The following is a 12,168-nucleotide window of genomic DNA, read 5'->3' as shown; positions in this document are numbered from 1 at the left end:
ATGAACGATATGACACGAGTGGAGAGAACCGTGGACTCCAAAGACATCAAGATCAACGCCAAGCAGGTTCAGGTCTACTACGGTGAGACCCACGCCATTAAGGACGTGAGCGTCGATATCGAAGACAAGACTGTGACGGCTTTCATCGGTCCCTCTGGCTGCGGTAAATCCACCTTCCTACGCTGTCTGAACCGGATGAACGACACAATCGACATTTGCCGGGTGCAGGGTGATATCCTGCTGGACGGTGAAGACATTTACGACAAGCGCGTCGATCCGGTACAGTTGCGTGCAAAGGTCGGCATGGTTTTTCAAAAACCGAACCCGTTCCCCAAATCGATCTATGACAACGTGGCTTACGGTCCGCGTATCCACGGCCTTGCCAAGAATAAGGCAGAACTGGATGAAATCGTAGAGAAATCTCTGCGTCGTGGTGCGATCTGGGATGAGGTCAAGGACCGTCTGGATGCCCCCGGTACCGGCCTTTCTGGTGGTCAGCAACAGCGTCTTTGCATCGCGCGCGCCGTAGCCACCGAGCCTGAGGTGCTATTGATGGACGAACCCTGTTCGGCGCTCGACCCAATCGCAACCGCGCAGGTCGAGGAACTGATTGACGAACTGCGTTCACGCTATTCAGTGGTGATCGTAACCCATTCGATGCAACAGGCCGCGCGGGTCAGTCAGAAGACAGCGTTTTTCCATCTGGGGAACTTGGTTGAATTCGGCGAAACCGGGCAGATCTTCACCAACCCCGAAGATCCCCGAACCGAAAGTTACATCACCGGCCGGATTGGCTGAGCACAGGATAACTGCAATGAGCGAACAACATATTGCATCCGCGTTCGACCGCGACCTTGAGGCCATCCAAGCACACATCATGAAGATGGGTGGACTGGTCGAAGCCGCCATTATGGGCGCGGCCCGGTCGCTGGAGACCCGCGACGAAGAACTTGCAAATGAAGTGCGTCAAGGCGACAAGGCCATCGACGCACTGGAAGAACTGATTGACGAAGAGACCGCGCGCCTGATTGCCTTGCGTGCACCGACGGCCAGCGATTTGCGGCTGGTGCTGTCCGTGCTGAAGGTTGCGACCAACCTTGAACGGATTGGAGATTACTCCAAGAACATCGCCAAGCGAACGACCGTTCTGGTGAATGCCGGCGAAATCAACGGCAGTGCCGCCGCTCTGCGCCGAATGGCGCGCGAGGTCGAGCGGATGCTGCGCGACGCGCTGGATGCCTATATCCAGCGTGATGCTGAGCTGGCGCAGGACGTGATCGAACGGGATCTGGAAGTGGACCAGATGTATAACGGCCTGTTTCGCGAGTTCCTGACCTTCATGGCGGAGGATCCGCGCAATATCTCATCGTGCATGCACCTGCATTTCATCGCAAAAAATATCGAACGCATGGGCGATCACGTCACCGCCATTGCCGAGCAGGTCGTCTATCTCGTCACCGGCGAGAGACCCAGCGAAGCGCGCCCCAAAGCCGACAACACGTCGCAAACGATCTAGGAGATCTAAGTCATGTCCGCTGATCAACCGACGGTACTGGTTGTTGAGGATGAGTTGGCCCAAAGAGAGGTACTGGCCTATAATCTGGACGCCGAAGGGTTCCGGGTAATCCGTGCCGCTAATGGCGACGAAGCTTTGTTGCTGGTCGAAGAAGACCGCCCGGATATCATCGTTCTGGATTGGATGATGCCCAATCTCAGCGGTATCGAGGTCTGCCGCCGCCTGAAAACGCGGCCGGACACCCGATCAATTCCGATCATCATGCTGTCGGCGCGCTCAGAAGAGGTTGATAAAGTGCGCGGCCTTGAAACCGGTGCCGATGATTATGTGGTTAAGCCTTACTCGGTTGTCGAATTGATGGCGCGTGTACGGACACAATTGCGCAGAGTGCGTCCAGCGACCGTGGGCATCCGGTTGGAGTTTGACGATATCATATTGGACTCTGAGACCCACAAGGTAAGCCGCGACAACAAGCTGTTAAAACTGGGCCCGACCGAGTTCCGGTTGCTGAGCACATTCATGGAAAAGCCCGGCCGGGTCTGGAGCCGAGAGCAGTTGCTTGACCGCGTCTGGGGCCGCGATATCTACGTCGACACGCGTACTGTTGATGTTCATATCGGTCGTCTGCGCAAAGCGTTGACCCAACATGGCGGTGAAGATCCGGTGCGCACGGTGCGCGGGGCAGGATACGCGCTCGGCTAACGTGGCAGTGCTTCTTCGGTCTGGGCCTGAGAAGCAAGCCAGTGTCGAAACTCTCGCAATGATGCGTCATCCGATTTTTCGCGCGGCCAAACCAGATAATATGCCCCCATCGTCTCTATCGCGTCAGGGAAGGCTGCAACCAGCCTACCTGTCGCAAGGTCTAGTTCCACCAGATAGTTTGGCAACAGGGCAACACCCAGGCCGTGCAGCGCGGCTTGGTTGATGGTGTTGAACTGGTCGTGGACGGTGCCGGGCAGGGGATGCGGGTGCGTGACACCCATCTGTTGAAACCAGTCCTGCCAGGCGCGCGGTCTTGTCTGGATATGCAGCAGCGGCAGTTTTAGCAGATCGCGGGGTGACGTCGGAGTGCCTTTGGGTAAAAGCTCGGGCGCGCAGACGGGCAAAACCCGCTCGACACTTAATAACAAGCGATCAGTTCCCGGCCAATCAGGTTCCCCAAAATGTAAAGCCGCATCAAAGGGTTCCGAAGCAAAACTAAACGGTCGCAACCGCGTGGTCATGTTGATTGTGATATCCGGATGGCGGCGGGCGAAATCCGGCAGACGCGGTACCAGCCAGCGCATTCCGAATGTCGGCAGAATCGCCAGATTCAATGTCCCACCGACAGGGGAAATGTGCAGTTTCAGCGCCGCCTGCGCGATCTGAGACAAGGCTGGCCGAATTTCTTGTACATAGTCTTGTCCAGCCTTTGTCAGTGACAATCGCTTGCGATCACGGCTGACCAATTCTGCGTCCAAATGCGCTTCAAGCGTCTGCAGTTGCCGACTGACCGCGCTCTGCGTCAGTGCCATTTCGTCCGCGACTGCCGAGGCTGATCCAAGGCGATCCAAAGCCTCAAGCGCGCGCAGCGCGGATATAGGCGGCAGGATAGGGCGCTTGGTGTCCATCTATGCGTTTTGATCATGAAACAATGCAAATGTCTCGCTGTTTTTTGAATATTACTCAGATTATAGTTGCGCAAACCTAGTCAAGTCGGAGAAGCAAAATGAACGCTCCAGATACAAAGCCTGTCCTGCGCGCAAAAGATGCGCCTGACCTTGGACGTTTCAACTGGGACGACCCGTTTCGCTTGTCGGACCAGTTGGAAGAGGATGAACGCCTGATTGCCGACAGCGCGCGCGCTTACGCCCAGGAGAAATTGCAGCCGCGTGTCACTAAGGCTTTTGCAAACGAAGAAACCGATCCTGAGATCTTTCGTGAAATGGGTGAAATGGGGCTGTTGGGCACGACAATCCCGGAAGAATATGGTGGGATCGGTGCGAGCTACGTATCTTATGGACTGGTGGCGCGGGAAGTTGAACGGGTGGATTCCGGCTATCGCTCGATGATGTCGGTGCAAAGCTCGTTGGTGATGTACCCGATTTTCGCCTATGGCAGCGAAGAACAGCGTCGCAAATATCTGCCGAAACTGGCAAGTGGCGAATGGATTGGGTGTTTTGGCCTGACAGAGCCGGATGCGGGTTCGGACCCGGCGGCGATGAAGACCCGTGCCGAGAAGATTGATGGCGGGTATCGTCTGACCGGCAGCAAGATGTGGATTTCAAACGCACCGATCGCAGATGTCTATGTGGTCTGGGCCAAGTCAGATGCGCATGACGGCAAGATTCGTGGATTCGTGCTGGATAAAGGCACCAAGGGCCTGAGCGCACCGAAGATCGAGAACAAGCTGAGCCTGCGTACTTCGATCACAGGTGAAATTGTCATGGATGGCGTTGAGGTGGACGAGGGCGCTTTGCTTCCACATGTTCAGGGTCTCAAGGGACCGTTCGGCTGCCTGAACCGCGCACGCTATGGTATCAGCTGGGGTGCGATGGGGGCCGCGGAATGCTGCTGGCACGCAGCGCGTCAATACGGCTTGGATCGTAAACAGTTCAATCGACCACTTGCGCAGACCCAGTTGTTTCAACGCAAACTGGCAGAGATGCAGACCGAAATCTCTTTGGGACTGCAAGCAAGCTTGCGCGTCGGCCGACTGATGGATCAGGCTGAAGCTGCGCCCGAGATGATCTCGATCATCAAACGTAACAATTGCGGCAAGGCATTGGACATTGCGCGGATGTCGCGTGACATGCACGGCGGCAACGGTATCTCACTTGAGTTCCAGGTGGTGCGTCACATGATCAATCTTGAGACAGTCAACACCTATGAGGGCACGCACGACGTTCATGCATTGATCCTGGGGCGGGCGCAAACCGGACTACAGGCATTTTACTGAGGCTGCACCTATTACTCGCATAATCGGTATTATGTAAAATACGTAGCAAGCGAGCCACGACTATAGAACACACATTGGTCGTGGCTTGCCAATATGTTACGCTGTGTTTGAGAAGTAAGACACGAGCTATGCAATGGTTCTGATTGGGAAGACCGTCGTCATCACTGGCGCTGCAAATGGCATAGGTAAAGGTCTTGCCAAGCGGTTCTCAGAAGAAGGTGCGCATGTAGTCTGCGCCGATATCGACCTTGCCGGCGCGCAGGCCGTGGCGGCGCAAATTGGCGGTGATGCACTCAGCTGTGATGTGTCCAAGGAAAGTGATATTCGAAATCTGATTGAGACTGTCGAGGATACGATCGCTCCGATTGATTTATTCTGTGCCAATGCGGGAATACTCACCTTAGGTGGATTTGAAGTGCCGGATGCTGAATGGGACCGCATCTGGCAGATCAACGTGATGTCTCATGTCTGGACCGCGCGGCACCTGGTCCCAAGGATGGTTGCGCGTGGTGGTGGTTATTTGATGATCACAGCATCAGCGGCTGGATTGCTCAATCAACCCGGCGCAGCCCCTTATGGCGTAACCAAACATGCGGCTGTGGGTTTTGCTGAATGGGTCGCGATGACCTATGGCGACAAAGGTCTCAGGGTCTCAGTTCTGTGTCCACAGGCCGTTCGGTCCGAGATGATACTTGGACATGAGGATTCGGTCGCCGCGATTGACGGAATAATTGAACCTGATGAGGTCGCCCAAGCCTGTGTCGAGGCGCTGGCGGATGAACGTTTCTTGATTCTTCCGCATCCACAAGTGCTTGACTATATGCGTTTAAAAACAGAAGACTACGACCGATGGTTAGGTGGAATGATGAAGCTTAATCAAAGGTTTGCTGGCAGTACTTAGCGTTGCTTCCGTCGTCTGAGTAGGCCTTCCTGCGCGACGGACGCAACCAGTTTGCCATCCTGCGAAAAGATCGAACCCCGATTGAAGCTGCGCCCCTGCCCTGTCCACGGCGACTCCATCGAATACAGATGCCAGTTTTGAAACTGCACGGGTGCATGAAACCAGATTGCATGGTCCAGACTGGCCCCATCAATTTCACCAGTGAACCAGCTCAGCCCATGGGGCCGCATTCCGGAACTGAGCAAGCTCATATCCGAGGCATAGGCCAATAGAAGATGTTGTGTAACGGTGTCCGCGTGGTTCGCTGCGCCCATGCGAAACCAGACGTGGTTCTTGTCATCTGCCTTTGCGGGTGCAAACAGGTCCAGCGGATCGATTTCGCGCACTTCGATCGGGCGCTCGCGCAGCAATTCAGCTTTCAGCTTTTCGGGAACGCGATCCAGGTATTTTTCGCGCAATTCGTCACGCGATGGATGGTGCTCGGGCGCTTGAACGTCCGGAATCGGATGCTGATGTTCCCATCCGTCATCCTGCTTGTGAAACGAGGCCGACATGTTCAAAATTTGCTTGCCATGCTGGATCGCAACCACGCGGCGGGTTGTAAAAGAACCTCCATCGCGCGCGCGATCCACTTGATATATAACCGGAATTGACGGATCTCCGGGCCTTATGAAATAGGCGTGCAAGGAATGGCATAGACGATCCTCGACCGTCCTGTATGCTGCCGCAAGCGCTTGCGCGATCACCTGCCCGCCAAAGATACGCGTTGGTGTCTCGCCACCAGAACCGGTCCCGCGAAACAAATCGACCTCAAGCGGTTCGATATTCAGCAGATCAAGCAATATGCGTTCGGCTTCGGTCATTCAGGGCTCTCCGGCGTCTTGGCCTTTTCCGGTATCACTCAAACACCGATCATTCAACGAGCGCCGCGTGAACAAGCGCCTTTAACTCGGCTCGGGATGGATAAGAGCTGGATGGCGAGAGCTGTGTAAAAAACACTGTTGAAAGCGCGTTGACCGGATCGATCCAGAAATAGGTGGAGGCCATCCCGCCCCAGCCATAGTCGCCAACCGAGCTTGGGGCTCGGGTGCGCGCCGGGTTCAGTACCACCGCGCCTCCGATGCCAAAGCCTGTGCCTTCCATGGGTTGCTCTGCAAAGCTTTGTGGACCCATGGATGCAATATCGTCCGGTAAATGGTTGCGAAACATGAATTCTACAGTCTTCGGCCCGAGCAATCGCGCGCCATTTGCGGTTCCTTTGTTTCGCAACATCTCGGCGAACTTGCTGTAATCGTCGATGGTACTGATCAATCCGCCACCGCCAGAAAAGGTCGTTGCCGCCTCAAACGGGGACTCTCCGGCCCGATCCACCAACCGCAATGTTTCGCCACCCGATTTTGCGGCATTCAGCGCCATGGCATCGCCTTCGAGCGGGGTGTAGAGCGAGGCAAATCGGTCCCCTGCCCCTTCAGGCACTGAAAACGCGGTTTCACTCATCCCAAGTGGTCGAAAGATGTGTTCTGTCAGAAACACGTCCAGCGGTTTGCCTGATACGACTTCTATCACGCGGCCAATCACGTCGATACCGACCGAGTACTCCCAGCGACTGCCTGGCTGAAAAGCCAGCGGCAACCCTGCCAGCACTTTAACCCGGTCTGACAGCGGGCCTTGTTTCGGGGAAAAGATCAGATCGAGCTCATCCATGGCCATTGGCAAAAGGCCGGGATTGAACGGGTAGCTCAGCCCGCTGGTGTGCGTCAGCAACTGATGCAGGCTGGGTGTCGGCGCGTCCTCGGTCTGGTTCAACTGCGTTGCACCCGGGACCAAAGCTTGCATCGTTGCAAACTCTGGCAGGAAATCGGAAACCGGGGCATCTAGATGAAACAACCCCTGTTCCACCAGCATCATCAAGGCAACGGACGTCACAGGCTTGGTCATCGAATAAATCCGAATCAGGCTGTCCCGCTGAAACGCGAGGTCGGTTTCAATGCAGCGGCGGCCACATGCGTGAAAGAATGCCTCTTGCCCGTTCTGGTGGATCAGAAGGGCGCTGCCTGCGTATTTCTTCTGCTCAACATATCTGTGCATCCATTGGCGGATGTGGGTCTGCGCGGTCGGATCAAATCCCATGAGGCAACTCCATCTTGATCAGGCCGATCTTGTCTTCGTAAGACCCTAGGCAACAGCGAATTCTGCCGATTTTTGCTGGATTTGTTGAAGTGCGCCGAGAATACTGCCTACGTTTTTTGCAGCGCAGATAATCCGTGTTGGGCGAAGACAGGCACATAGGCACCGAAAGCCTTAGCGCGTGCCGGGTCTGACGCGTTTCCATCCAAGGCCCGCTTGTAGACACCTTGCAGAATACCGGCCATCCGAAAGAAGTTGAAAGCAAGGTAGAAGCCAAAATTCTCAATCCCTGTTAGGCCGCGGCGCGCGCAATACTCGGCGATGAAGTCCTGATCTGACGGTAGCCCAAGGCTTAACCGATCTACGCCAGCCAGCCCCCGTCCCTCCTTGCCCGGCGGCAGTTGCCACTGCATGACGACGGCCGCCAGGTCGGCGTATGGATGGCCGATGGTCGATAGCTCCCAATCCAGCACTCCGATGCAGGCGGTGCCATGCGCCTCGAACATAAGATTGTCGATGCGGTAATCCCCATGAACCAGTGTTCTTTGATTATCATCCTCGGGGATCTGGCGCTCAAGCCCGGCGATCAGCTGATCCATCTCGGCGATTTTTTCGGTCTCAGAGGCGCGATATTGTTTGGTCCAGCGAGCAATTTGCCGCTCGAAATAGTTGCCTGGAGGTCCGAAATCCGAAAGACCCACCGCATCGATATCGACCATGTGCAGTTCGGCCAGTACGCGGTTCATCTCTTTCAGCACACCCGTGCGCGTCGCATTGTTTTCGCCTTTCATGACAGGGTCGACAAATGTGCGCCCTTTCAGATGCTCCATCACGTAAAAGGCAGAGCCTATGACGCTGTCATCTTCACAAAGCAGATGTACTTGCGGAACGGGCACTTTGCTACCAGCCAGCGCCGCTTGTACGCGAAATTCCCGATCCACTGCATGTGCGGATTTCAGCAATATGCCCGGCGGCTTGCGTCTCAGAACATAGGATTTGGCCGGCGTACGCAGCAGATAGGTTGGGTTCGACTGACCCACGGTGAATTTTGTAGCTTCAAGAGGGCCGTGATAACCAACAAGATGCGTGTTTAGATAAGCGTCGACGGACTTGATATCCAAAGTGTTTTCAGTGTGTGTCATATATTCAGTCTGCGTATGAACCCACGGCTAAAGGGCATCGGCAAAGATATTGCCACCGGTCTGCACATTTATCCCACCGGAGACAGGGATGACCGCGCCAGTGACATAGCTGCCTCCGCGACCGCATAGAAACAACATGCAACCAGCGATATCCTCGGCCTGGCCAACCCGGCCCAGTGGAACACCTTTGCCGACGCGCGCGCGCTTGGTTTCGTCTTCGGTGGCAAAGGCCGTCATGCGCGATACGAATGGTCCCGGGGCCAGCGCATTCACCGTGACTCTGTATGGTGCCAATTCCTTAGCCATGATTTTGGACAGGTGAATAACCGCCGCTTTGGACGCGGAATAGCTGTAGGCCCCGTCACCCATCGGGACCTCACCCATGACTGAACCTACATTGACGACCCGCGCAGGATCCTCGTCGGTTGCGGATTTCATCAGAAGTGGCAGCAATTTTTGGGTCAGATCAAATACGCCTGCGACATTAACCGACATGACTTTGTCCCAAGCGAAATGAGGGAACTGCCCCATCGGCGCGCCCCAAGACACACCTGCATTATTCATCAATATATCAATCGCTTGAGTGCGACTTTTGACTTCATCCACCAACGCATCTACACCCGCCTCACTGCTGATGTCGCCAGCAAACCCTTCGGCCGAGCCTGACGCGTCCAGAGCGTTCAACTCTGTTGCAACCTCCTCGCATGCCTCGCCTTTGCGAGAAGCGATCAGTACATGCGCCCCGGCACGTACCAACGCCTCGGCCGCCATTCGGCCGATACCGGTGGCACCCCCAGTTACCAGTGCCGTCTTTCCACTGAGCGAAAACAAAGTCTCGGGCGTCATGTGCACTCCATTCAGGCGATCTGGGATTCTGGCGTGAGGTCTTCTTGACAATACGTGCTGACAATCCAACGATTTCAAAACAGGTGAAGCAAGAGGCAATTGAAAAACATGCAGGCATTACTCAGCGTCACACCAGGCGGCCCCGAGAGTTTGGAACTGACCACCCTGCCCGATCCAACCCCTGAGCCAGATGAAATTGTATTGCGTATCCGCGCCGCCGGGGTGAACTTCCCTGATACGCTGATGATCCGGGACCTCTATCAGATAAAACCACCCCGCCCCTTTGCGCCAGGTGGTGAAATCGCCGGAGAAGTTGTCTCGGTCGGAGAAGGCGTCACAGACTTCGCGCCTGGTGATCGGGTTCTGGCGCTGACAGGGCACGGAGGGTTCGCTACGCATCTGAAGCTCAAACCAGCGACTGCCGTCAAGATACCCGACGTGATGCCGTATGAGGATGCGGCTAGCATTGTCTTCACCTACGGCACTTCATACCACGCCCTCAAGGACCGTGCGCTACTTAAGCCCGGCGAAAAAGTACTTGTACTGGGGGCCGCCGGTGGCGTTGGGTCTGCGGCGATCGAGCTAGCCAAAGCGATGGGGGCACATGTGATCGCGGCAGTCTCGTCTGAAGACAAAGCATTGTTTTGCAGAGATGTTGGCGCAGACCAGACGCTGATCTATCCACGCGATCTGGACCGCGAAGCGCAAAAGGCCCTAGCCGCCGAGATAAAGGCGCTGGCCGGGGGCGAAGGTGTGGATGTGGTCTATGATGCGGTTGGCGGAGACTACGCGGAGCCCGCCTTGCGAAGTATGGCATGGGGCGGGCGTTATCTGGTTGTTGGCTTTCCTGCCGGCATCCCGAGCATTCCGCTGAACCTGACTTTGCTCAAGGGCTGTCAGATCGTCGGGGTGTTCTGGGGCGCGTCCGTATTTCGCGACCCGAAAGGGCACGCACAGAACCTGGCCGAGTTGTTCCGCCTATATGGTTCGGGAGTGATTTCACCCCGTATCAGTGCACGATTTCTGCTAACCCAGGCGGCAGAGGCAATTGGCATGCTCGAACGGCGCGAGGCTCTCGGTAAAGTTGTGGTCACGATGGAAGATAATTGAATAGGGGATGGGATTGAGCCGATCCAGCAACCTGCGTGCGTCAATGAAGCTCTACCCATAAGAGCGAAGGTCGCTGGACGACCTTTAAATTCATGTTTATGAAAAAGGGAAGATGGGGACAGTTTGAATATGCACAATATCCTGGTTCTGAATGGTCCGAACCTGAATTTGCTTGGTACACGGCAACCCGAGGTCTACGGCGCAACGACGTTGCAGATGATCGAGGACCTGTGCGTTGCGCATGGTGAAACGCTGGGTCAAAACATAACCCATCTCCAATCCAATCACGAAGGCGCGCTAATTGATGCGATCCACGCGGCACGCGGCGCTCAGGATGGTATCGTGCTGAATGCAGGCGCATTCACGCATACATCGATTGCGCTGATGGATGCGATATCTTCGGCCGAAGTACCCGTGGTCGAAGTTCATTTATCTAACATCCACGCGCGCGAGGCGTTTCGTCACAAATCACATATCGCACCAGTCGCGATTGGACAGATCTGTGGTTTTGGCGCGCAAAGCTATGTTCTTGCACTGAACGCGATTGCCGCGCATCTGGCTGAGAGGGACACAGGATGACCCTCAAAGAGTATCTGAATTTTCTGAGCTACACGAAAACTCTGGAAGAGCTTTGGGATGCACATTGCCGCCAGATGGAAAAGTATGGCTTCGACCGGCTGTTGTATGGGTATACGCAATACCGAACGGCGACTTCGCTCGGCGATCCAGAAGACTTTGTAATCCTGACCAATCACTGCTCAGATTACTTGGAAGGGTTCCTTCAATCCGGCCTGTATTTTCACGCCCCCATGCTGAAATGGGCGCTGAACAACGAAGGCGCTGCAAGTTGGAGCATGATACAGGACATGATGTCCAGCGGGGTCATGTCGAACGAAGAGCTTCGGGTTTTTGAGTTCAATAAGTCGCGTGATATTACAGTAGGTTATACGGTCAGCTTCAACTCTGTATCGATGCGTTCCAAAGGGGCGATTTCGCTTGCGGCACGTAATCGCAGCCAGGAGGAGATGGACGAGGTCTGGAACGAGCACGGCGACGACATCCTTCTGATGAACAATGTTGCCCATCTCAAAATCCTGACCTTGCCATATCATGCCCCGAACCGCGCGCTGACCAAACGCCAGCGCGAAGCTTTGCAATGGGTCGGCGACGGAAAGACCACGCAGGACATCGCGCTATTGATGGGTTTGACTTCGGCAACGGTGGAAAAACACCTGAGACTCGCGCGTGAGGCGCTTTCGGTTGAAACAACGGCACAGGCCGTGTTGAAGGCCGCGTTGCAGAATCAGATGTTTGTGATGGAAGCATGACCCTATTTTGATGCTAATTAGCATCAAATTGACCTAGGGTAAGGAATACATGACTTTCCGAATCTCCCGATAAAATTGCAAATTGATATTGTTCCGTGAGTGGTGGCTTTAGCCAGGGAACGTTTTGATCGGATCTTTGTAATACCAAAGCTCTCTGATCGCTCTGACACCGAGGCGTCTATTCGTCCACGTCTCTTTGTCGGGATTATTGAGGGGCCCTTCCATCCCCATCATGCAGGGCCCCTCAATTCACCAATCTT

General features: G+C 55.2%; 13 protein-coding genes. 8 read left to right on the top strand and 5 right to left on the bottom strand.

Annotated features, from left to right (window positions below):
* Genes pstB through phoB form a run of 3 tightly spaced genes read left to right on the top strand, consistent with a single transcriptional unit; the run spans window position 1 to window position 2,218 of the window.
* The gene (gene pstB, locus ACR0AW_RS02585) at window positions 1–798 is read left to right on the top strand and encodes a phosphate ABC transporter ATP-binding protein PstB (RefSeq protein WP_170393064.1); all 798 of its coding nucleotides are present in this window, start codon (window positions 1–3) and stop codon (window positions 796–798) included.
* A gap of 16 nt (window positions 799–814) precedes the next feature.
* Window positions 815–1,516, top strand: a complete 702-nt coding sequence (gene phoU, locus ACR0AW_RS02580; protein WP_170393065.1) for a phosphate signaling complex protein PhoU — start codon at window positions 815–817, stop codon at window positions 1,514–1,516.
* Window positions 1,517–1,528: 12 nt separating this feature from the next.
* Window positions 1,529–2,218: a phosphate regulon transcriptional regulator PhoB gene (gene phoB, locus ACR0AW_RS02575; RefSeq protein WP_170393066.1), complete on the top strand. Its 690-nt coding sequence runs from the start codon at window positions 1,529–1,531 to the stop codon at window positions 2,216–2,218.
* On the opposite strand, the gene ACR0AW_RS02570 is transcribed toward phoB, so the two are convergent.
* Window positions 2,215–3,126 (bottom strand): LysR family transcriptional regulator, encoded by a 912-nt coding sequence (locus ACR0AW_RS02570; RefSeq protein ID WP_170636113.1) that lies wholly within the window; start codon window positions 3,124–3,126, stop codon window positions 2,215–2,217. The genes phoB and ACR0AW_RS02570 overlap by 4 nt on opposite strands.
* Before the next feature lie 98 nt (window positions 3,127–3,224).
* Between ACR0AW_RS02570 and ACR0AW_RS02565 the strand changes: the two genes are divergently transcribed.
* Together ACR0AW_RS02565 and ACR0AW_RS02560 are read left to right on the top strand one after the other, a co-directional pair.
* A complete protein-coding gene (locus ACR0AW_RS02565; RefSeq protein WP_170393068.1) occupies window positions 3,225–4,454 on the top strand; it encodes an acyl-CoA dehydrogenase in 1,230 nt (409 codons plus the stop codon).
* Between the two features lie 133 nt (window positions 4,455–4,587).
* A complete protein-coding gene (locus ACR0AW_RS02560; RefSeq protein ID WP_170732222.1) occupies window positions 4,588–5,355 on the top strand; it encodes an SDR family oxidoreductase in 768 nt (255 codons plus the stop codon).
* On the opposite strand, the gene ACR0AW_RS02555 is transcribed toward ACR0AW_RS02560, so the two are convergent.
* The 4 genes from ACR0AW_RS02555 to ACR0AW_RS02540 form a co-directional block, all read right to left on the bottom strand.
* Window positions 5,352–6,218 carry an acyl-CoA thioesterase gene (locus tag ACR0AW_RS02555; RefSeq protein WP_170405779.1) on the bottom strand — a complete coding sequence of 289 codons (867 nt, stop codon included), beginning with the start codon at window positions 6,216–6,218 and terminating at the stop codon, window positions 5,352–5,354. The genes ACR0AW_RS02560 and ACR0AW_RS02555 overlap by 4 nt on opposite strands.
* Before the next feature lie 49 nt (window positions 6,219–6,267).
* Window positions 6,268–7,485, bottom strand: coding sequence for a serine hydrolase domain-containing protein (locus ACR0AW_RS02550; protein ID WP_170732221.1), 1,218 nt, complete (start codon window positions 7,483–7,485; stop codon window positions 6,268–6,270).
* A 107-nt stretch (window positions 7,486–7,592) separates the two neighbouring features.
* Window positions 7,593–8,624, bottom strand: a complete 1,032-nt coding sequence (locus ACR0AW_RS02545; RefSeq protein WP_170732220.1) for a phosphotransferase family protein — start codon at window positions 8,622–8,624, stop codon at window positions 7,593–7,595.
* 27 nt (window positions 8,625–8,651) lie between these two features.
* On the bottom strand, window positions 8,652–9,470 hold the full coding sequence (locus tag ACR0AW_RS02540) for an SDR family NAD(P)-dependent oxidoreductase (protein WP_170732219.1): 819 nt from the start codon (window positions 9,468–9,470) through the stop codon (window positions 8,652–8,654).
* Window positions 9,471–9,578: 108 nt separating this feature from the next.
* Between ACR0AW_RS02540 and ACR0AW_RS02535 the strand changes: the two genes are divergently transcribed.
* From ACR0AW_RS02535 to ACR0AW_RS02525, 3 genes are all read left to right on the top strand, one after another.
* Window positions 9,579–10,580: an NADPH:quinone oxidoreductase family protein gene (locus ACR0AW_RS02535; protein ID WP_170732218.1), complete on the top strand. Its 1,002-nt coding sequence runs from the start codon at window positions 9,579–9,581 to the stop codon at window positions 10,578–10,580.
* Window positions 10,581–10,709: 129 nt separating this feature from the next.
* On the top strand, window positions 10,710–11,159 hold the full coding sequence (aroQ, locus tag ACR0AW_RS02530; RefSeq protein ID WP_170405767.1) for a type II 3-dehydroquinate dehydratase: 450 nt from the start codon (window positions 10,710–10,712) through the stop codon (window positions 11,157–11,159).
* Window positions 11,156–11,908 (top strand): LuxR family transcriptional regulator, encoded by a 753-nt coding sequence (locus ACR0AW_RS02525; protein ID WP_170732217.1) that lies wholly within the window; start codon window positions 11,156–11,158, stop codon window positions 11,906–11,908. The genes aroQ and ACR0AW_RS02525 overlap by 4 nt, the downstream gene beginning before the upstream one ends.
* Window positions 11,909–12,168 lie beyond the last annotated feature (260 nt).

Source organism: Ruegeria sp. C5, from assembly GCF_056537605.1.
This window is presented reverse-complemented; position numbering and strand designations above follow the sequence as displayed.